Source organism: Chitinophaga agri (genome assembly GCF_010093065.1).
Classification (GTDB): Bacteria; Bacteroidota; Bacteroidia; order Chitinophagales; family Chitinophagaceae; genus Chitinophaga; species Chitinophaga agri.
On sequence record NZ_CP048113.1, the window covers coordinates 7,302,860 to 7,323,581 of the forward strand.

Genomic DNA, 20,722 nt, shown 5'->3' on the forward strand with positions numbered 1-20,722 from the left:
CATAAAAAAGTAGTGTGGCGTATCCTGCCACACTACTTTACAACAAAGACAGGCTACCCTTTACGGCCGGCTGAGTAACCGTTGGAGGGCTTTTGCCCCTTCTTTGTTGTCCGGGTTTAACGCAATGGATCGCCGGTACATAAGGATGGCCTCCTGCGTCTTTCCTGTTACTGACAATGCCTCTGCATAGCTGTCATAAGTATTGAAACTATCAGGAAATAGCAGCATATTGATCATAAATGTTTCTACGGCTAACTGCTGGTGTGCCGGAAAAGCTGATAAATACAGGAACTCATATCCCAGTGTGTTCATCTCCCGCTCACTGATGTAATAATGACTGGTGTCACTTTTAAATGTATACAGACAACTTACCGCATTCTCCATTCCATATTGAATGATCGCCTGACCAAACAACCTGGCCAGTGACGTTTTCCGGTGTGTGTGTAATGGGGCCTGCTCATGCAGTATATGATAAGCGGATGTAATCACATCACCAAACGGTGCTCCTGCATAGTTATCAAACGCAATAATTGTTTCCTGCCGGTCAAGATTCCTGTAATAGAATGTAGCCAGGCCGAATTTAAATCCTCCATGCCCTACGGCCCTACCGGTACCAGGTTGTTCAAAGATATCCCACCCCAGGCCATAACTCCCCCTGCCTTCACCTTTCATTGTATCCATGTGCTCCCAGAGGGTATCTCCGCTATTGAGACAAACTGGTGTGAACGCTTCCTGCATGGACGCCTGATGTAATAACCTGCCTTCAAAGAAAGCCCTGTCAAACAATTGCAGATCACCGGTTGTCGTCACAATATTGGACGCACCCACTGCCGCACTGTTATTATAATCCGTATAACGGTATCTTTTGATCGCCGATATATTGGTACGGGTAGCGTCATACATTTTTTCATACACATGAGCGGTAACAATATGTTTATCCGATGGCCGGAAGGAATAGGTGTCGCAGCTGGTTCGCAGCATCCCTGCCGGCTGAAATATGTGTTGCTGCAGGTAGTCGCTGAATGATTGTCCACTAAGCTTTTCTACCAGCAGCGCCAGCAGTGAATAGTTGGTATTGGAATAACGGAACTTATCTCCCGGCAGGAAATACAGTGTCCGTTTCTCCTTTATCAATGTCGGAATAATGATCGCATTTGTTACAATCGTGTCCGGAAAGGCGCTTATTAACGATTCATATAACTCCAGGTCGGGTAGTCCGGATGTATGGGTCAACAGATGCCTGATAGTGATATCAGCATAGGGGAAATCCGGAAAATATGCCTGTAAATGATCTTCCAGTGTCAGCAGTCCTTTTTCTTTTAACTGCAGGATAGCAGTGGAGGTAAATATCTTCGAAATGGAAGCCAGGTTAAACCTGGAACTATCTGTATTCAATATGCCAGTCGCCAGGTCAGCATGACCGAAGGACCGTTGATAGATCGTCCTGCCTTTTACTGCCAGCAGTATATTCCCGTTCAGGAGCTGTTGTTGTGCTATCTGGTTAAAGTAAATATTGAGATTCCCTAACCGTTGCTGCGCAATGCTATGTGTAGAATTGAGCAATAAGAGTATGAGGAAAAGTCCGCGTTTCATAGTTGTCTGCGATTTGAAAAGCAATAGTAATAAAGCCGGTTGGCACCGCAGGACAAATGTGACGAAACGCAGGGCATAAGTGATAAAAAGCAAAGCCCCCGCCAGATCGGCGGAGGCTTCCTATATAGTCAGCTTACTGGGGTAGGGTGTCTTTCTTCCAGGTGGTGTCCTTTTTCATTTTATGCTTCATCTTCTTATGCATGGAAGTGTCCTTTCTTGGTGTTGTATCCTGCCTGAAAAATTCGTTACCGGCAATGTATGCCTGTTCATTGGATGAATTTGCTGCGTATGATGGCGAGGACAATCCCCCGAAATAAACAAAGCCGCCAGATGCGATCAGCAAACCGATGATTGCGAGATGCTTTTTCATAACTCAATTTTTTTTATGAAGAGTGAATAATAACCTGTCATGCTAAAATCCTGCTTGGTTTGCTGATGACGCATGGATATTAAATATCACGCGCTTATATTTCATGAATAATTAAGTATTGATAATGCCTGTTATGTTAATGTGGACTTCCCGATAGAAAGAGGGAAAATAAATATACAGCCACAGCAATGAAATCGGATACCTATCGTAATGTGAGGAGAATCAGCTGATTCTGAATTATAAATCTTATATTTGGAATAGGCATTCATTAAGTATTGTGTTTCGGGAATCCAATTGACAGATCCAATTTCACACGTTAATAGTTTCACACAACAAGAGTTTTTGCAACAAGCACCGGCATTATTTATTTATTTATTACCAACACCCCAATAATAAACTGACCTCTACATGAGATATGACTCCTTACCCCAGATCGAGGCGCGATTCAAGATTGATTCGGCTTCTCTGCTGACGCCATTTTCTCTGCAGGTTCCTGGTGAACAGCTGTTTCTAAAAGGACAATTGTATAAACCGGGCCGCACGAATTATTTTTATCCCACAGTTCATACGAAAGAACGGATCGTCCTTCATTTCACTGCGGGTAATCTGAGGTCCGACATGCAAAGTCTTACCACACAGGACAGACATGTGTCCGTTCCATTTGTGATCGCCAGGGATGGTACTATTTACCAGCTCTTTCCTTCTAAAAACTGGTCCGGCCATATTGGCAAGGGAGTAGGTAATGAAAACACACAGAATGCGCAGGATAAGGTGACCATAGGTATTGAACTATCTAACTATGCCTACCTCGTACCACATGATGGCGTACTGGAAACGGTTTATTCCCGTCAGCCGGTAAACGGCAAACCAGGTCCCATAGACGAATACTGTGCACTTAGTAACAGTGAGGCTTTCATCAAGATCAACCAGCCATTCCGTGATCAGTCCTATTATGCTTCCTATACCCCGGAACAGATAGAGAGTACTATTATCCTGCTGCGTTATCTGACCTCAACCTACAATATTCCGAGACAGTTCCTGCCGGAAGATAAAAGATATATTACAACGAATGATGTGCTCAGCTTTAAGGGTATCGTTTCTCATATTAACTACCGCTCTTCCGGTAAGTGGGATATAGGTCCTGCATTTGACTGGGATACACTCATCAGTGGTGTAACAGCACCAGCATTCCTTCCTGCTGCCACCAGCCGTTCGCTACACTTCGTAACCCGTGACCTTACTGCTGCTATCGCATCTGAAGAAGAGATCGTAGATAAGTATGCCGGAGTAGGCGACTTAAATGAAACCGGCCCTGAAGCAACAGATAATGAAGGATACTATCCGCCCAGCTTCGAGGAAGACCCGCTGGAAGGTGTCACTCCTGCCAGTGGTAAAGTATTTGCTTTGCTGGTAGGGATCAATGCATATGCGAAAGTACGTCAGCTGCATGGTTGTTTAAATGATGTGAAACAGGTGGAAGACTATCTCAGGAACCGTACACCATTCGACTGCCGCATTGAAAAACTGCCTGATGAGCAGGCAACCCGTGCCAATGTGTTCAAACTGTTCGAAGAGCATCTCGGACAGGCTAATGAAGAGGATACTGTCCTGTTTTATTATTCCGGCCACGGCACACAGGAAGATGCTGCGCCGGTATGGGAGGAGACCGATGGTAAACTGGAGTGCCTTGTTTGTTATGATGGAGATGCCGCCAAGCCGGCAGACTACCTGCTGACCGATAAGGAGCTGCGCTATATGATCGGAAAGCTGTATGAGAAGACAGGTGCGCACATCGTAACGATCTTTGATTGCTGCCACTCCGGCGACAATACACGCGGTCAGCTGATCAATACAGCTTATGCTAGCAAAGAAGTCATCAAACGTATGGTCTATAATCCGGACCATAACGCCCGTTACGCTGGTGCATTCCCGCAACGTGACTGGAATGACTTCCTGTTTAGTAAGGACATTAAAGAGGAAGACATCAATGGTCGTAAGCCGGATGAATTCCTCCCCGAAGGTATACACATACAGATGGCTGCCTGTGAAAGTGATCAGTCAGCTGTCGAAGTAAGCGGGGAAGGTGTGTTTACCAAAAAGCTCCTGGGCGCACTGGACGCCTGCACAGGCAACGTGTCTTACAATGAACTGGGCAGCCGCATCCGGCAATACCTGCGTTTCAGCTTTCAACAGACACCGAAGATCTATGTCTCCGGCAACAGGAAAGGGCTGATGGCCGCAGGTTTCCTCAACCGCAGCCTGACTGACCAGGCCACTGTTGCTGAAGTGACTTATAATATAAAAGGCTGGCAGCTGAACCTCGGCGCTATTCATGGTGTAGATGAAAATACAAAGATCACGGTGATAGATGCGGCTGACACAAGCCGTAAATGGGTAGCGATTACTGATAAAGTGTTTATTGACTATAGTATCATTTCTATTGATGGTAGTCCCGGCCAGGACAGGGCGCATAAGGCATTTGTAGAGGGGCTGATGAGTGGGAAGATCTTACTTGAACTGAATAATGTCAATGGCAATCCTGCGGAGATGGCCAGGTTGCTGGACGATATTGAAAGTAAAGCAGGTGGACGGTTTGAGTTCCAGAGTGCTGCCGGAGAGAACGGCCGCAGCGCTGACTATACCTTACATATCAGAGCAGGAGAGGCGATCATTACCCGCGCGAATGATCCTTATCGCCCGGTAGTACGCCCGCTGGACATTGTGAAGGAGAGTGGTATACCGGAACTGGTAGAAACCCTCAAACATATTTCACAATGGCACTTTATTAAAGAACTCCAGAACAGTACGATCCCTGATGGCTTCCCTCAACAGCCGCTCCGTATGGAACTCACCCGTATCTATCCTGATGGCTGCCGTGAGAAACTGGATACCACTATGGGCAACGCCGTTTTTCATTTCGAAGAGAATGAAACCCTCTGGAAAGGAGCGATGGAGATCAAGCTAACCAATCAGACGAACCAGCCTTTATATGTTTCGGCATTATACCTGGCAATACAGTTCAGCAGTTATATCGATTACCAGTATGATATACCTGTTTTGCTGGAACCAGGAAAATCGATGTTGGTGGCTAAAAAAGGAGCCGACAGGATCCGTATCCGTCAGGACAATTTTGTGAGGGAGTACAACTGGCCGCTCAGTATAGAAACACTGAAGGTTATTACCAGCACCGAACTCTTTGATGTAAAAGCACTGGAGCTGGGTAATCTGCCTGCGCCATACGTACTGGCTGACAGGGAAAAAGGCGTGGTAAGAAGCGGTATGGAAATTCCCAAAGCTATCGATACATCAGAAGATGAAGAAACCGTTTTTACCGGCTGGATCACGCAGCGACTTAACTTTATCTTTAATAATCCTTCATATAACCGCATTGATGAAAAGACCCTGCAGGGATTGATGGAGTATGAAGAGACGGCTTATTATGCCGCAGGACTGTATTTTAACTTAGTGGAAGACGTCAATGGACAACCCACCGGATTGCAGCTCAAACCAGAGATCAAGCTGCCTGAGGACCAGCGGGGCATCTTTGGAGATGCGGTGTTATGGATCGCCAATACCATCGAAACCACCCAGCGTAAGCGGTTATATAACCGGCTTAAAAATACGGACAGGCTCCGTATTGTGGCTGAAGGAGATTCCTGGTTCCAGTACCCCATCCGTCTGAAAGATATCCTGGATCAGCTGTATAAACTCTATGCTATCCGCAGCTTTGCAGAGGCAGGCGATACGCTGGAAAATTACATGAAGAAAAAGGAATACCTGAAAGCGATCAAAGAGGAGGAAGCTCAGATATTCCTGGTAAGTGGTGGCGGAAATGATATACTGGGAAAACAGTTCCGGGAGTTCCTGCGTGCTGTACCGGCAGAGAATGATGGTGCATACAGCCGTTACCTGGAAGATACGTTTATGAAGAAGCTGGACGACCTGGAGAAATGGTACCGGGACATGTTCACCGAATTACATGACCGGTATCCGAACCTGCGCATCCTGGTACATAGTTATGACTATGTTATACCGGTGGATACTGATCTCACGCCCAGGAAAACCAGCTGGCTGGGTAAATATATGATTGAGAAGAATATTAAGCCACAGCCGGAAAGGGAAGAAGTGATAAAGTTCATTCTGAACAGGTTCAACGAACGCCTGCAGAAAATAGCAGCAGATTATGCCGGCATCGTATACTATATAGATGCAAGGAATACCGTAGAACGTAATTCATGGTATGATGAAATTCATCCTACGAATGATGGATTCGGACTGGTTGCCGATAAGTTCGTTGCGGTGATAGAATCTCTGCGGCCTGGACTGGCGCCTTTTATTGAGTCAGTAGCTTTGTCTGCACAATCCTGAGTGGATTGTTTTGTTCTGTATAACATAAGGTGAAGGTGCCCGTTAGCGCGGACACCTTCGTTTGTTATATGTAGTAATTATCAGCTTGCACATGTATTAGTTTATCATTTAGTTTGTCCTTGGCTAATAATATGTAATTTTGCAGTCACAATATACCTATGTCATACTCTAAAAATTATATGTTGCTCTGTGTAGCAGCATGCCTGTTTGCGTGTAAGCAACAGCCTACAGCTTTGATGAATGCCTCCGCTCAGTTAACAGACAGTATTGGTCAGTCTAAAAGATCTACTCAGAAAAAGAATGCTGCTGTGCTTATTCCGATCGACAGGAACGATAAGGGTTTTCCTGACGGGTTACCGGTTGATATGGTTACACCCGCAGGGTGGTCTATCAGATACCTGGTGAAAGATGATGAAACCAAATACGACGAACTTTATATTGAATGTGCCAAAGGAAGCAGTAAGGTGGTTTTTCAGGACTTGTTCCTGAACGTAAGGTTAATTCCGCGTTTTTCCGCAGAAAGTGACACACATCTTTTTCTTACGCATAAATGTGGGTCTGACTGTATAGGCCTCACAACTGTCAGTAAGCAGCAGATACCTGAATATCAGACATATGAATGGGTGCTGGATTATGACGTGGCTACAGGGCAGGTAGTGTATAAGATCGCTGACGATAGTACGGAAGACAGCGTGAAACTGATGGTGGTGAATGTCCCACTGGGAAAGGAAAAGCGTATAGCTTTTGATAACTTACCTGCGCATTCGCAAAAGGGAGGGGTGGACAGCATTGTTTTTAAGAACAGGAAGGTGCAGTTGTTCGCCGGACTGATAGATAGAAATGACCCTGACGAAGAAGACATTGTGAAAGAAACACGTACTGTGTCTTTTGATAGATAGAATACCGTTATACTTGCAGAAAGATGTGGAATCATGGTAGAAGCAACTGATGTGCGCACTGGCAATATGGTATGGTATTATGATCTGTATATGAATGAGATGGTGTTTGAGGTAGAGGGTTTACTGGATGGCTTTATTTACAACTCATCACTACCTAAGAGTAAGTTGCCGCTGGCAAGTGTACATCCCATCACACTGGATGCCGGACAGCTGCATAATCTGGGATTTGTAAGAGGTGACAGAGAACATGGGGAAGATGTCAATGTATTTTCCTACCGGTATAACCGTAAGGATAGTATCTATGTGAGGGATGAGGGATATGTGTTCCAGGTATTGATCGAAACGTCTGGTCAGCAGGTGCCCTGTGGACAGCCGATATTATATGTACATCAGTTACAGAACCTGTTCTACTGTTTGACAGGTAAGGAACTGTGATCCGGTGTGGACGTTCCCGCAGAGGAAGCCCACACCGGATTAGTTATATCATGGATGCGGGCCCATACAGGTGATGGCTACGCCGCTGAAACTTCCTTTGATAGTGATAGTTTTCTCGGAGCCAGACTCTATGTCGTTAGGTCCGGTAAATTCAAAATTGCCGGATATGTAAGCCTTTACATCATCAAACCGGATCTCTGACAGCGTGAAGGTACCTTTCTGTGAACTGGAGGAAATATCTTTTCCTGCGCCTTCATCTGCTGTTTCTGTTGCCTCATCCTGCGGATAATTCAGGAACTGTGCAAAGTTACCTGCTTCATCCTCATTACCTGTTTTAATGAACTCGATGGTAGTGGGTTTAAATTCCCCTATTTTCTTGAGATCAAATCGCAGGGACAGTATCCTCTTGCCGTCACGTAAGGTACATTCCAGGTTCATGATAGCCTGTTTACTGCTACCAATAGTGGCAGTTCCCCTGATATCCTTCGAGGAAAAGACACTCCCGTTCTTTTCGATGTTTAAGGTACCCGGATTGAGTACTTTCTTTTGTGCGAGTACAGTAGTCACGCTCATACAGAAGATAGCAACTACTGCGGTTGATATCCGTGATAGTGTTTTCGTTTTCATGTAGGTGTAGTTAGGGATAGCTGATAATTGACGAAAGATACAAAAATTATTTTCAAACCACTACCAGTGACAGATGTACTATATTATTTTATAACAGCGGTCCGTCTGTATGGTGAACGGCGGTAGAGAAAACGTGTTTTCAGACAGACGTATTGATAGCGAGTGTTTTAAGTGCGGACATGGCTTTTTCCGCATCTTCCGTATCATGTCTCTGCGTAAAATAGATATATCTGTAATGCCGCTCATGCTGTAAATATAGTAAACAACAGTAGGTGTTGTCAGTACATTTGACGCATAAGTGTTATTGATAATTTGATGAGTGCGCTATATCTTGCTGCCCTTTAACAAATATTATGACCCAGATCTGGACCAGTAGCAAAGGAGACAAGATTATTGCATTTGCCAACAACACCTTATACAAAGCCAATCCTAAAGACGAAAACGTATCCTTTCTCGTTGCCGGTATGAAAGCAGGTGACTTTTCCGATCCTGCCCTGTTTGCATTACCGCTTGATATTATCAGGTCGATCCATTGGCAGGAAGGTAATGATCACATACAGGTATTCTTTAGTCGTGAATCAGAAGAACATTTTATTATCAAAGATCCGGTGATACGGGAGGAGATCTTCAACCACCTGAAAGCATACATTCCCGGTGCTACGTATGGTGTAGATAGATATGATGAGATGAGAGCGGCTGCCAAGCCGCTGGCTGGACTGGTAGTTGTGTTGCTGCTGTTCGCCTATACCATACATGTGATGGCCGAACTGAATAGTGGAGAATCTGTAACAGCATTCGGACGTCTCGGCGGCCTGATAGTAGGACTGGTGTCATTGGGTACGGTGAAAGTGCTATTGGTCTATGGCGCATTGATCGCAATAGCCGGTTATTCAACCTATAAAAAGATGAGGAATCCGCCGGTGGTACATGTCATTGGACTGGGGCGTCCTGCAAATATATGAGGTAAGTATTAACAGGAACATAGCTGATATAAACGGGCTGTTCGGCAATACGGACGGCCCGTTTATATTACTATCAGGGCCGGACTGGGCGTATGCCGGTAGGACAGGCGCCAGCAGTGTTGCTGTCAGTAACAGAGAGTAGTGTTTCATTTGGGTTAATTTTGGCCGTGCTAAAGGTAGCAGATTTTACTTTCTTTATATATATTAGCCGGATGAATCAGGAGTTGAAAATCCCTATACGGCGTCCGTTTGTTCTTTCTGGAGGTGGCGCCCGTGGCTATGCCCATCTTGGCGTTTTAAAAGCATTTGAAGAGAAGAATGTCTTTCCTGAAGCGATTGCGGCTACCAGTGCCGGCTCTATAGCTGCGGCATTTATCTGTGACGGGTATAGTACAGATGAAGTAAAAGAGATCTTCCAGCGTACAAAGATGGGACTCTCTATGCAGTGGCGGAACCTGAAGGCGGGTTTCCTGTCCTTACGTACGGTAGAAAAGGTATTGAAACAGACATTACGCCATACAACATTTGAATCGTTACCGGTACCATTGTATATCTCTGCAACGGATTATCACACCGGCTTTCAGCGTATATTTTCACAGGGAGAAGTGATCCCGGCAGTGCTGGCAGCTTCTACGATCCCGATGCTGTTCCCGCCGGTGATGATAGATGGTATACCTTATATCGATGGCGGTATTTCCGGCAATCTGCCTGTAGAGCCTTTACTGGGGCAATACAGGGATATTGTAGGGGTGCATGTGAATCCATTGCCAGCCTACAATCCGTCGGGCAGCTTCCTGGCAGCAGTAGACCGTACGATGCACATGGCTATCCAGGAAGCAGTATTGAAGAATAAACGACACTGTGACCTGTTTATTGAGCCTGAGGCACTGGGACAGTTTGGGATGTTCGATTTTAAGCGCCTGGATGCTATTTATGCTACCGGACTGGATTATACCCGTCAGTTACTGGAAGAGGGGCAGGTAAAGGCACTGGCCGGGAATAGTCAACTTGTCAAGTAGGATTTTGTTTGCCGGTAGGGAAACAGCTTGTACGAAAAAGCCGGGGAGTGCGTTTATATAGGTAGATCGCGTTGTTCATTTGCCTCCTATCGTAAACCCACTCAGAAAAATGAGACACTCGCTTAAAAATTCCATGATTATCGGTACCCTTGGTATCTTTTTATTGTTTGCCTGTAGCAAATCTGAAAATGTAACTCCTTATCAAACGGCCCCTAAAGCAGAAACAAGGGCCAAAGGAGAAGCCGCTGCCCTCGCAGTACCTGTTGGTACAGTTGTTTACACCAGCAATGGTTATAAGCTGACGCTTACCAACAATGACCCTAATTTTAATGAAACGGTACGCCAGAAGATCGTAGACATCTTCTTTGGTAAGTATCCGCAATTGCTGACCCGCTTCAACCCAGGCGTCACCAAGTCAATTACCTATGTGATTGACCCTAACTACAGTGGTGTGGCCTATACTTCCGGCACCACCGTTACTTACAGCGCGGCATGGTTCCAGAGCAATCCGCAGGATGTTGATGTTGCCACACATGAGATCATGCATATCATTCAGGCCTATACGGGTGGTACACCTGGTTGGCTGACGGAGGGTATTGCTGACCTGGTGCGTTACAGGTATGGTGTTAACAATGCGGCCGCAGGATGGACATTGCCTGCCTATTCTTCTTCACAGTCCTATACAAACGCTTACCGCGTAACCGCCCGTTTCCTGGCATGGCTGGAGAATCACGTGAGCAGCACGATCGTCACCAATCTGAATACTGCTTTACGTAATCATACCTACACTGCCAATACCTGGGTAACACTGACAGGCAAAACTGTAGATCAGCTGTGGGCTGACTATGGCGCGAATCCTGCTTTGTAACAGGTAAATTGTATCGTGCACCAGTGTTGCTACAGATCATTATAACTATCACACGGAGGTGGTGAACCGCGGTCGTTTATGCAACACGGGTTAATCAGGAATTAAGAATCAGGAATTGAGAATTTGTAAGTCTTACATGGGCATATTGTCCATAGTGTGTACAAGTTAGTTGCGCGATGTTTCATCTGATCGATATCAGCATTCCGCTTACTATCGGGTGGAAGACGGTTGTAGCAGCTCAATTCCTGATTCGAAATTCCTGCTTAATCAAAGATCGCTTCCGGCGGTGTCCTGTCAACCCTGAAGGCCTGATCAAGATAATACAACACTGTCTCAGGGGCTTTCGCATTCCTGTCCAGTTCCCGTAGCGGTGTAACGATCTTCGGGTATTCATCGATAAACTCCAGTCCCTCAACCGGCGGAAGGTCAAAAGATTTCATCAGCAGGCGGAACCTTTCCAGTTCAGCTCCCCAGTACCGGATATATTTGCTGGCACTGATGTTCAGTTCTATCAGGATGTCCCGGGTCTGAAACAAGATCCCGGCTTCCAGTTGGCATTCCTGCGTCAGTTCTTCCTCGTATTTTTCCAGCTCCTTCAGTACAAAGTCTTTTTGTAGTAAAGGCGTGGTCATACTGTCTTCTTCGTATATGCCGTAGGTACAACTTACCTTGCCGGGTAACGTCTCTGCCAATGTGAGAAAAAGCGCCCACAAACGGTCGTTGTCAATATTGACGGTTGCCTGAAAACGGTAAGGCATCCTGGGGTTCTCATTCAGTACAAGGCTATATCCTTCCACGATCTTCGCTTTCCTTCTCCTGAAAAGTATTTCGTCAATATCAGGACGATAGTCCAGTTCATCGTCGGCAGGAATACGTACAGTAACAGGCAGTTTTAACATGTCATAAAGGTAAGGTATACCATTGTTTTAGGCATGGTTCATGATAAATACCAGTATGAAGCATACGGAACGGTCTTATCAGCGTATAGAGAATTATGGTATCATCGGTAACCTGGAAACGGTTGCCCTGGTTTCTCTGACGGGATCAATAGACTTTATGTGTTTTCCCCGTTTTGATTCCCCGACGATTTTCGCTTCCCTGCTGGACTCGCGTCAGGGTGGTTATTTTTCTGTCGAACCACAGATGGGATCCTATAATTCCAAGCAGTTGTATATACCTGGTACTGCCATTCTGCTGACCCGCTTTTTCTCTGAGTCGGGTATTGCGGAACTGACAGATTATATGCCCCTCCAGCCGGTTGAGGAAGAGACAGACAGCACGATTGTCCGTAAGATCAAGGCTATCCGTGGGGACATTACCTTTAAAGTGCATTGCGCACCCCGTTTTGACTATGCTGCGGCCAGACATGAGGCAGTTCTCAAGAAGAGGAAGAATGAGGTGATCTTCAAAGATATCAACAATGGAAATGTGCAGCTCCGGCTGATCGCCGACGTTCCGCTGCAGCTAAAAAGAAAGGATGGTTATGCGGAATTCATCCTGAAAGAATCGGAAACGGCGCATGTGGTTTTACAGGCTGTCAAAAAAGACCATAAAGCGGCTTTTGCTGACATTGAATACTACGCCCATGATACTTACCATCAAACGATCACAAAATGGCGGGAATGGGTCGGAAAATCCACTTACAGGGGACATTACAGTGAACTGATCACCCGTTCCGCCATTACGCTTAAATTACTGACTTCCGTCCGTTATGGTTCTGTCATAGCAGCGGCCACTTTTGGTATACCGGAAACACTGGGTGGCAGTCGTAACTGGGACTATCGTTTTACCTGGATACGGGATGCTGCCTTTACCATGTACGCCTTCCTGAAACTGGGCTTCTATGATGAGGCGACTGCTTTCATGGCCTGGATCTCCAGCCTTTGTTCAGAGTCAAAGCTGCAGCTGCTGTATCGTATAGACGGTAATAAATGTGAAGGGGAGAAGGAGCTGAAGTATCTCGCCGGCTACAAGGATTCTAAGCCTGTCAGGGTAGGGAATGCAGCCGCTATCCAGCATCAGCTGGATATCTACGGTGAGCTGATCGACACGATCTACATTTACAACAAGTCGTATAAACCGATCACTTTCGAGTTCTGGACATTGATCCGTCAGCAGGTGGAATGTGTGGTGGCCGACTGGAAAATGGCCGATCATGGTATATGGGAGATCAGGAATGAAGAGCGGGAATTCCTGCATAGCCGTCTGATGTGCTGGGTAGCGATGGACAGAGCGATCAAGATCGCTGAGCATCGTTCTTTCCCTTATCCCGAAGAACAATGGCAGGCGGTCAGGGATGAGATATACATGGATATCTATCATAATTTCTGGAATGAGGATATTGGCGCCTGGGTACAATACAAGGGGGCTAAAACTGTGGATGCCAGCGCGCTGCTGATGCCACTGACCCATTTTATCACCCCACTTGAACCAAGGTGGCTGTCTACCATGAAGGTCATAGACCGTGAGCTCAGACTGGATGTATTGATATACAGGTACCGGAATCACCTGGAAGGTATTGACGGATTAGACGGAGAGGAAGGTACCTTCAACATGTGCTCGTTCTGGTATATCGAGGCACTTGCCAAATGCGGAGAGATAGACCTCGCCGTGGAGAGTTTTGAGAAGATGATCGGATATGCAAATCACCTGGGACTGTTCAGCGAGGAACTGGGCATGAAGGGAGAGCACCTGGGTAACTTTCCGCAGGCCTTTACGCACCTGGCCCTGATCAGTGCTGCCATGGAGATCAATAAGCAACTCAGCAGGAGGTGAAATTAGTCGTCACCTTTCTCTTGGAAACACCGGAAATAGCAGGTTTGTATTGCTGACAAAAGCAATGCGTTTACTATCGGGTGACCAGGAAGGTGTATTGATGGTACCCTGTCCGCCATAGAGATAGGCAATTACCTTTGCTGGTCCACCGGCTGCCGGCATCAGTCGCAGGTATACATGTTTATAGAAAGGGTGATCAGCAGCATCCACCTCTTCCTTCAGGAAAGACAGGAATACGATCCACTTGCCGTCAGGTGAGATATGCGGGAACCAGTTATGGAACCCGTCGTCCGTTACCTGCGTCTGCTCGCTACCGTCAGGCGCCATGCGCCAGATCTGCATCATACCCGTACGTACCGAATTAAAGTAAATGTATTTGCCATCGGGGGTATATTCCGGACCGTCGTCAAGTCCCGGTGCGGTGGTTAGCCGTACTTCTTCTCCGCCTGCCGCCGGTACCCGGTAGATATCAAAGTCGTTATTCCGCTGTCCCGTAAACACCAGGTATTTACCATCCGGCGACCAGCCATGCATATAGGAAGGACCTGTTTTATTGACCCTTACCGGTTCTCCGCCTGTACGTGGTACGACATAGCCCACGGACGCCCCCTTTTCTCCCTCACCACTGCTGATAGCCAGCCATTTCCCATCAAAGGATAACACATGGTCGTTATTGTTGTTTTTAGCGACACCGGTGGGGATGACTGCCGGTGTTTGGGTACTTAGGTCAAACTGGTACAATTTACCGTCCGCGTTATAGATCAGGGATTTGCCGTCTTTATTCCAGTTGGGCGCCTGTATGGATCCTGGTGTCTGGTACACGATGGTACTGGTTTGGGTGGCGATGTCCATGATCTCCAGCAGGCTGCCAATATACTGGCGGTAAGGGGTAAGGTCAGGCGGAGCAGGGACTACCAGGCGTACGTTACTGAAAAGTGCCTGTTCAGACGCATTCTGATCGTGTGAACAGACAAAGATACCGGCATATACTTCTTCTCCCAGGTGTATGTTATCCAGCTTTTCACTGATAAAAGGTATGCCGTTACGGGCTACGGAGAGAATATATGTATTACCCTTCCGTTCCAGTTGCAGTACGTCTGCATGGTTAATCGTCGTTTTAACCTCTTCCGTATTAGCACCGTTGGTTTTCCGGAACTGGAGGGACGTAAGTCCATCGCCATGTACAGTGCCGTTTATATGCCGGGACGCGGAATCCAGGCTACTGCGTATCATGATTCCCCACTTGCGGTGTGCCGCTTTACCCTGACCGGTGAAGTGTGCCCTGGTGCTTAAGATAAAATCACCTTTCATCTTTTTCCAGGCAAAATGAAAGGCGTCGCTTCCAAACCACATATTACTTCCTGAGCCGGTAACAGTATATCGCTGTGTTCGCGGGTCATACTTTGTGCTACCTGCCTGCCTCACTATGCCGACATCCGTCTGCCCATCAAATATGCCTGTTGGCTGCGCAATAAGACGGTTGGAAAAGGTATTGATAATCAGGGTGATAAGTGTAATGCGAAATGTGGTCACCATAACGGAACAAGATAAGCGGGTCGTGGAATATGAAATCTTGTCTAATTTACCGATGTTTCCCTGAATCTGATCCCCTATGGAAATAAATAGCCGGGGTACCAGGTCTATCTGCTGCATGGCGACCCCGATATAGGCCCTTTTGACCTTGCCGGAGCGTATGAGCTCATTGGCATAGCCTTCGCGGTGTTGATGCCCTATGCCGTTAAGCGTTATAACGCACTTCTGAAGCGTTTTTTATATGCAGACGGCGTTGTTTCCAGCACCCGCTGAAATACCTTTCGCATATTGTCTGCATTGCCAAAACCACTTTGTATGGCAATCTCTGATTGTGTAAGTTTCTTGTCTGTAAGACTGCGGCAGGCCATTTCCACACGTAGTTTTTCAATATACCTGGCCGGAGTGATCTGCATTTCCTGTACAAATATCCGGGAGAAGTTACGTGGGCTCATAGCGGCTTCTTGTGCGAGTCTTTCCACCGTGATCTCTTCATGCAGATGTCCCTGTAGCCAGGTCAGCGCATTGTTGATAGGGGTATGATCTGTTTCCTGAGCCGCCAGCATGGTGCTGTACTGTGACTGATTGCCCGGTCGCTTCAGGAACAGTACCATCTGCCGGGCTATCTGCAGCGCGAAAGTTTTACCCGTGTCTTCCTCTACCAGTGCGAGTGCGAGATCCATACCGGTGGTAACACCAGTATGACAATATGTTTTTCTTCGCTACTCATCATCAATCAGAGATATAGTTAGTGGTTCAGGAATGGCAGGAATTACCTGTTTTTTGTCTTTCCATACAAACGGCTGTCTGAATAATTTTACTGCATGAGACAGTTGCTCACTCGTAGCACTATTTACATTTTTATCCGTTAGCACAATGAAAGCACAAATGCCTGAAGCAAAATTTATGCAGATCGAAAGTACGACGCTTTGTTATTATGAACAAGGTCAGGGGGATGTTATATTGCTGTTGCATGGCTGGCCGCAGACGTCCTACGTATGGCGTAAAGTCATTCCCCTGCTGGCAGCACATAACAGGGTGATAGCGGTTGACCTGCCCGGACTCGGAGGTAGTAGCCCTGCATTATATTATGATACCAGATCGATAGCTGGTATCATAAGTCGTTTTATCAGCCATTTGCATATTGATAAGGTACACCTGGTATCACATGATGTGGGTAGCTGGGTCGCGGTATCTTTTGCGTTGTATCATGAAGCGCAGTTAAATACGCTGACAGTAATTGACGCCGCTATTCCGGGTTTATGTCTGACGACATCTTTAAACCCGCTAACGCAGGCAGGATCTGGCAGTTTTATTTCCACGCCGTGGCCGATATACCAGAAACATTGGTCGTGGGCAGGGAGAAGGAATATCTGGCCTGGTATTTCATGAATAAATCTTTTGTGAAAACGGCCATCAGCGAGGAAGACCTGGATGTATATGTGCGCGCTTACACAGGGAAGGAGCGTCTGCAATATGGTTTCGAATATTACAGGGCATTTACCACCAGTGCGCAGGTCAACAAAGCGGGCGTACATCGTTTACAGATACCTGTATTGGCCCTGGGGGGACAATATGCGCTGGGAGCGTATATGGGCGCTGCGTTGCAACAGATGGCCGATCCGAAGGTGATCGTTGTCGGAGATGCAGGACATTATGTGCCGGAAGAACAACCAGTGGCTACGGTACAATATATCCTGGAAATGATAGACAACAGATAGACATCACGACTCAGTACAGGTTCTTTCCGTTTGAAACGTCATTATACCCGTTTCATTCGTTCGGCAATACACGCACCGGATATTTAATGCCATATTTGTTATCAAATAATTAGCAGTAACAATTGCTGCGTTTAGCGCAATTGAGACAGTTGTAGGTCTAAGCAGATCACCGGCTATTCTTAGCCGGTGTGTGTATTTGTATACGTTAGTAAAAGCCAGGTAAAATCGACTATATTTGACGTGTATTTATCAACAGACCATGAATAAATTCATCCTGGCTACAGTAGTGTTAGCCATTGCTATTTTCTTTTTTGCGTCACGTTATGCAGCACAGTATCAGGTGGCAACGAAAGGTACAGTAGTGAAAATGTTGTTAACCGACAGACCCACTTTTTGTGAAGGGGGAAAATCATTGCAGTCACAGGCGGCCTTTCAGTATAATGGTATGACATATAAAAAAAATGTCAGCCGGTTTTTCTGTAGCAAACATTTTGTCGGCGAATACATGGATATGCGATATCTCAGAGGACATGAACTGGTATTATATCCTGATGAGGTGATGGGATCCTCTTTTTATCTGATAGGATCGATACTATTGTTAATGATAATAGGAGTTGTGATGGTGTTCCGATCAGGGAAGCTTAGGTAGCAGCCATGTTCCTGCATGAGCCGGAAATTTTAATACCCGGGCGTACTTGCCAGCCAAAATCATATATTTGCGCCCGTTCAGTTCTTTTTTCTTTCCCCCCGACGGGAAAAGGTTCTGCTTAACCGCAGATTAATAGGGAATCGTGTGTAAATCACGAACTGTCCCGCAACTGTAAGTAACACACAAAGTTACTGCCACCGAATGTCCACTGTTCGCCATAGGCGGATGGGAAGGACGGCAGTCACGTTACAAGTCAGGAGACCTGCCTTTTCTTTGCTGGCAATGCTTTCGTGGAATGAAGCAACGTTAGGTCCGGAGGTTTTGCGTCCGGAGTGGCTTTATTTCAGGGCTAGGTATGTACTGACGCAAGCCTTCAATCTTTCTTGTATCCATCTCTGACAGCATGGTAAAGTCTGGAAGAACAATGTTTCATTATTCTTTATCAACTTATCAATGCAAACTACTACAACTATTGCTGCGCCGGACAGCAACCCTTTGTCTGTGTTCGTTCCTGAGCGCCGTATTCCCTTTTGTAAGCAGTCATTTGCTATGTGTGTGATGCTTTGCTTTATGCAGATCATGCTGCCTGTTACGCCCAGCCATGCACAGCACATACCTCATCCTGCCAATGATCATTTGCACGGTCAGCTCACTTCAGATACAGGACGGCCAAGGCAGCTGTCGGCCGTTACCGTTAGCACCACACAGCGTGCTTCCTTTACCGGCATCAACAAAATTGGTGTTCCCGTAAGAGATATACCGCTCACCACCAGTGCTGTTTCTGCCCATACACTTGAACAGCGGGGCATAGACGATCTCGGTGATGCCATGAAGAATACTACTGGTGTAAGAGCCAATAATACTTATGGTGGTTTTCAGCATTTTACCGTACGCGGTTTTAATAACTTCGTATTACTGGTGGATGGTGTAAGGGATGAACGTCACAATATCTCTACCAGTGCACCGAGCACCAACCTGGCTAATATTGAGCGCATCGAGGTCTTAAAAGGCCCGGCATCTGTATTATTCGGTCACTCTGCACTGGGAGGAATTATCAACCTGGTGCGCAAGCGTCCTACCAGAGAGCAGCGTGCTGATTTCTCCGCCACCTATGGCAGCTTCAATACCCGCCGTATGCGTGCGGGTGCAGGTGGTCCGTTATCTGGTACCCTCTCATACCGCGTTGATGTGGGTTTCTCTGAAACAGATGGTTACCGTCGGTCGGGTGTCAATACCAACAATGCTTATCTGGCATTAGAATACACGCCTACTGCCCGCGATAACTTCTATTTCACTGTTGGTGCAAACAAAGATAAATACGACACTGATGCAGGTATCCCCATGCTGGAAGGAGGAAGATTGGCGCCGGGACTGGACGTGAATACGCGGTATAACGATCCTGCTGACTTTCTGAAAAACACGCGTTATGATTTCCAGCTACGCTATACACATCAGTTTAGTGAAGCATGGCAGTTGTCTGATCAGCTGTCCTATTCTGATGACAACATTGACTACTTTTCCACAGAGGAACTGCGCTTCAACGAAGCACTGGATTCATTGACACGTTCCTCACCATTATATTTTAATCACCTGACCAGACCCCTGCAGAACCAGCTGGAACTGACATATACAACGAAGACTGGTGGTATTGAACATAAATTACTGGTTGGTTATTCGCTAAGCATCCTCGACAGAAAAACCTATAATGGTAATATTTTCGGCGCAGGACTACATACCACTATAGCTGTTCAGGATCCTGTGCTGAATCAGGGTGATCTTGATTACTATCGTACGCAATACCGTGCTACACAAGAGCGTGTACATGGATTCTATGCACAGGAATGGGTAAGGTTGTCCGAAAAAGTGAAAGGTTTGATAGGTGTACGTTACGATATTTTCCGGGGAACTTATTTTACTAATAAGGTGGATCGCGCAGACCATGTGACAGATAAGGGAGTAAAGACGAATATCCCTTCTTCCGCATTTACCTATCGTGCAGGTCTGGTATATCAGCCAACAGAAATGTGGTCGGTATACGGTTCTTATTCCACTTATTTCAAGCCATCAAGAAGAGTAGCGCCTAACGGAGAGACCTTCGATCCGGAAGATGGATATCAGGCAGAAGTGGGCACCCGCCTGGAGTTAGGTAATACCTGGGCACTGAATGGAGCAGTTTATTATATGCGTAAGAACAATCAGGTGGAAAGTTTACCCGGGGGTGTATACAAGCGTGTAGGCTCCGCTGATTCCAAAGGCTACGAACTGGAGTTCCAGGGTTCACCACTAGCCGGTCTTGATGTGAATGCAGGGTATACTTTCACAATAGCAAAGTACCGGCCGTTTGCCGGCGATAACGTCAACCCTGTCGCAGGCAGGACGGTGGCACTGGCGCCCAGGCACATGGCGAACGTATGGGTCAACTATCAGTTGCAGCGTACGGTATTACGCGGACTGAGCGCCGGTATAGGTGCTAATTATATGTCTGATACCTATGCAAACAGTAACAACACTTATGTATTACCAGCATATACAGTGACCGATGCCGCGATCGGTTATCAGATAGGCAGGGTAGGGCTGCGGCTGAATGTAAATAACGTAGTCAATAAGCGATATTTTGCTAATGTCATCATCACTAACCAGTTCTATCCCGGCATTACACGCAGTTATTTACTGACGCTTAAATACGCTCTACAGAAATAACCACCTCCCGCCTGGTCTTTTTTATAAGGAAGGTCAGGCGGATATTCCCGCTTTATATGCGCACGATGCGCCAGCTGTTCAGTTTCCCCCATGAATCTTTGACATTCCTGGTAGATATAGTCTTCTGATTCCGGGTATAAGGGAGTCATATATTTTATTAGTTGTTATCCCGGTAGCATTAAAGTGCCAGGGTAAAATATTGTTGA

Annotated in this window: 17 protein-coding genes and 1 riboswitch; of the genes, 11 read left to right on the forward strand and 6 right to left on the reverse strand. The window is 46.4% G+C overall.

Annotated elements, in window-relative coordinates:
* Positions 1 to 60: 60 nt before the first annotated feature.
* Together GWR21_RS28760 and GWR21_RS28765 are read right to left on the reverse strand one after the other, a co-directional pair.
* Positions 61 to 1,593 carry a serine hydrolase domain-containing protein gene (locus tag GWR21_RS28760; protein WP_162335146.1) on the reverse strand — a complete coding sequence of 511 codons (1,533 nt, stop codon included), beginning with the start codon at positions 1,591 to 1,593 and terminating at the stop codon, positions 61 to 63.
* A 133-nt stretch (positions 1,594 to 1,726) separates the two neighbouring features.
* On the reverse strand, positions 1,727 to 1,963 hold the full coding sequence (locus GWR21_RS28765; protein WP_162335147.1) for a hypothetical protein: 237 nt from the start codon (positions 1,961 to 1,963) through the stop codon (positions 1,727 to 1,729).
* A 408-nt stretch (positions 1,964 to 2,371) separates the two neighbouring features.
* Between GWR21_RS28765 and GWR21_RS28770 the strand changes: the two genes are divergently transcribed.
* The 3 genes from GWR21_RS28770 (at position 2,372) to GWR21_RS28780 (ending at position 7,665) form a co-directional block, all read left to right on the forward strand.
* Entirely contained in the window at positions 2,372 to 6,331 is a 3,960-nt protein-coding gene (locus GWR21_RS28770; protein ID WP_162335148.1) for a caspase family protein, read from the forward strand.
* Positions 6,332 to 6,489: 158 nt separating this feature from the next.
* Positions 6,490 to 7,230 (forward strand): hypothetical protein, encoded by a 741-nt coding sequence (locus tag GWR21_RS28775; protein ID WP_162335149.1) that lies wholly within the window; start codon positions 6,490 to 6,492, stop codon positions 7,228 to 7,230.
* A gap of 33 nt (positions 7,231 to 7,263) precedes the next feature.
* Entirely contained in the window at positions 7,264 to 7,665 is a 402-nt protein-coding gene (locus tag GWR21_RS28780) for a hypothetical protein (RefSeq protein WP_162335150.1), read from the forward strand.
* A 48-nt stretch (positions 7,666 to 7,713) separates the two neighbouring features.
* On the opposite strand, the gene GWR21_RS28785 is transcribed toward GWR21_RS28780, so the two are convergent.
* A complete protein-coding gene (locus GWR21_RS28785) occupies positions 7,714 to 8,292 on the reverse strand; it encodes a hypothetical protein (protein ID WP_162335151.1) in 579 nt (192 codons plus the stop codon).
* Between the two features lie 353 nt (positions 8,293 to 8,645).
* Here GWR21_RS28785 and GWR21_RS28790 point away from each other — a divergent pair, with 353 nt between their 5' ends.
* The 3 genes from GWR21_RS28790 (at position 8,646) to GWR21_RS28800 (ending at position 11,141) form a co-directional block, all read left to right on the forward strand.
* A complete protein-coding gene (locus GWR21_RS28790; RefSeq protein ID WP_162335152.1) occupies positions 8,646 to 9,254 on the forward strand; it encodes a hypothetical protein in 609 nt (202 codons plus the stop codon).
* 212 nt (positions 9,255 to 9,466) lie between these two features.
* Positions 9,467 to 10,273 (forward strand): patatin-like phospholipase family protein, encoded by an 807-nt coding sequence (locus tag GWR21_RS28795; protein WP_162335153.1) that lies wholly within the window; start codon positions 9,467 to 9,469, stop codon positions 10,271 to 10,273.
* Between the two features lie 109 nt (positions 10,274 to 10,382).
* Complete coding sequence (locus GWR21_RS28800) at positions 10,383 to 11,141, forward strand: basic secretory family protein (RefSeq protein WP_238430071.1); 759 nt, start codon at positions 10,383 to 10,385, stop codon at positions 11,139 to 11,141.
* A 263-nt stretch (positions 11,142 to 11,404) separates the two neighbouring features.
* On the opposite strand, the gene GWR21_RS28805 is transcribed toward GWR21_RS28800, so the two are convergent.
* Positions 11,405 to 12,040, reverse strand: coding sequence for a hypothetical protein (locus GWR21_RS28805; RefSeq protein ID WP_162335154.1), 636 nt, complete (start codon positions 12,038 to 12,040; stop codon positions 11,405 to 11,407).
* 55 nt (positions 12,041 to 12,095) lie between these two features.
* Here GWR21_RS28805 and GWR21_RS28810 point away from each other — a divergent pair, with 55 nt between their 5' ends.
* Positions 12,096 to 13,916 (forward strand): glycoside hydrolase family 15 protein, encoded by a 1,821-nt coding sequence (locus tag GWR21_RS28810; protein WP_162335155.1) that lies wholly within the window; start codon positions 12,096 to 12,098, stop codon positions 13,914 to 13,916.
* A gap of 9 nt (positions 13,917 to 13,925) precedes the next feature.
* Here GWR21_RS28810 and GWR21_RS28815 read toward each other — a convergent pair whose 3' ends face one another.
* On the reverse strand, positions 13,926 to 15,452 hold the full coding sequence (locus GWR21_RS28815; protein WP_162335156.1) for a TolB family protein: 1,527 nt from the start codon (positions 15,450 to 15,452) through the stop codon (positions 13,926 to 13,928).
* Between the two features lie 209 nt (positions 15,453 to 15,661).
* Positions 15,662 to 16,129, reverse strand: coding sequence for a GlxA family transcriptional regulator (locus GWR21_RS28820; protein WP_238430073.1), 468 nt, complete (start codon positions 16,127 to 16,129; stop codon positions 15,662 to 15,664).
* A gap of 193 nt (positions 16,130 to 16,322) precedes the next feature.
* On the opposite strand from GWR21_RS28820, the gene GWR21_RS28825 reads away from it, so the two are divergent.
* From GWR21_RS28825 to GWR21_RS28840, 4 genes are all read left to right on the forward strand, one after another.
* A complete protein-coding gene (locus tag GWR21_RS28825; RefSeq protein WP_162335157.1) occupies positions 16,323 to 16,838 on the forward strand; it encodes an alpha/beta fold hydrolase in 516 nt (171 codons plus the stop codon).
* A complete protein-coding gene (locus GWR21_RS28830) occupies positions 16,835 to 17,167 on the forward strand; it encodes an alpha/beta fold hydrolase (RefSeq protein ID WP_162335158.1) in 333 nt (110 codons plus the stop codon). Before GWR21_RS28825 ends, GWR21_RS28830 begins: the two co-directional genes overlap by 4 nt.
* A gap of 259 nt (positions 17,168 to 17,426) precedes the next feature.
* Entirely contained in the window at positions 17,427 to 17,816 is a 390-nt protein-coding gene (locus GWR21_RS28835; protein WP_162335159.1) for a hypothetical protein, read from the forward strand.
* A gap of 92 nt (positions 17,817 to 17,908) precedes the next feature.
* Positions 17,909 to 18,100: riboswitch (cobalamin riboswitch) on the forward strand.
* 169 nt (positions 18,101 to 18,269) lie between these two features.
* Positions 18,270 to 20,516: a TonB-dependent receptor gene (locus GWR21_RS28840; protein ID WP_238430074.1), complete on the forward strand. Its 2,247-nt coding sequence runs from the start codon at positions 18,270 to 18,272 to the stop codon at positions 20,514 to 20,516.
* Positions 20,517 to 20,722 lie beyond the last annotated feature (206 nt).

What these genes read in the sequence shown, in the direction of transcription:
- GWR21_RS28760 (WP_162335146.1), bottom strand. Translation starts at nt 1,593, where the DNA reads ATGAAACGCGGACTTTTCCTCATACTCTTATTGCTCAATTCTACACAT.
- GWR21_RS28765 (WP_162335147.1), bottom strand. Translation starts at nt 1,963, where the DNA reads ATGAAAAAGCATCTCGCAATCATCGGTTTGCTGATCGCATCTGGCGGC.
- GWR21_RS28770 (WP_162335148.1), top strand. Translation starts at nt 2,372, where the DNA reads ATGAGATATGACTCCTTACCCCAGATCGAGGCGCGATTCAAGATTGAT.
- GWR21_RS28775 (WP_162335149.1), top strand. Translation starts at nt 6,490, where the DNA reads ATGTCATACTCTAAAAATTATATGTTGCTCTGTGTAGCAGCATGCCTG.
- GWR21_RS28780 (WP_162335150.1), top strand. Translation starts at nt 7,264, where the DNA reads ATGGTAGAAGCAACTGATGTGCGCACTGGCAATATGGTATGGTATTAT.
- GWR21_RS28785 (WP_162335151.1), bottom strand. Translation starts at nt 8,292, where the DNA reads ATGAAAACGAAAACACTATCACGGATATCAACCGCAGTAGTTGCTATC.
- GWR21_RS28790 (WP_162335152.1), top strand. Translation starts at nt 8,646, where the DNA reads ATGACCCAGATCTGGACCAGTAGCAAAGGAGACAAGATTATTGCATTT.
- GWR21_RS28795 (WP_162335153.1), top strand. Translation starts at nt 9,467, where the DNA reads ATGAATCAGGAGTTGAAAATCCCTATACGGCGTCCGTTTGTTCTTTCT.
- GWR21_RS28800 (WP_238430071.1), top strand. Translation starts at nt 10,383, where the DNA reads ATGAGACACTCGCTTAAAAATTCCATGATTATCGGTACCCTTGGTATC.
- GWR21_RS28805 (WP_162335154.1), bottom strand. Translation starts at nt 12,040, where the DNA reads ATGTTAAAACTGCCTGTTACTGTACGTATTCCTGCCGACGATGAACTG.
- GWR21_RS28810 (WP_162335155.1), top strand. Translation starts at nt 12,096, where the DNA reads ATGAAGCATACGGAACGGTCTTATCAGCGTATAGAGAATTATGGTATC.
- GWR21_RS28815 (WP_162335156.1), bottom strand. Translation starts at nt 15,452, where the DNA reads ATGGTGACCACATTTCGCATTACACTTATCACCCTGATTATCAATACC.
- GWR21_RS28820 (WP_238430073.1), bottom strand. Translation starts at nt 16,129, where the DNA reads ATGGATCTCGCACTCGCACTGGTAGAGGAAGACACGGGTAAAACTTTC.
- GWR21_RS28825 (WP_162335157.1), top strand. Translation starts at nt 16,323, where the DNA reads ATGAAAGCACAAATGCCTGAAGCAAAATTTATGCAGATCGAAAGTACG.
- GWR21_RS28830 (WP_162335158.1), top strand. Translation starts at nt 16,835, where the DNA reads ATGAATAAATCTTTTGTGAAAACGGCCATCAGCGAGGAAGACCTGGAT.
- GWR21_RS28835 (WP_162335159.1), top strand. Translation starts at nt 17,427, where the DNA reads ATGAATAAATTCATCCTGGCTACAGTAGTGTTAGCCATTGCTATTTTC.
- GWR21_RS28840 (WP_238430074.1), top strand. Translation starts at nt 18,270, where the DNA reads ATGCAAACTACTACAACTATTGCTGCGCCGGACAGCAACCCTTTGTCT.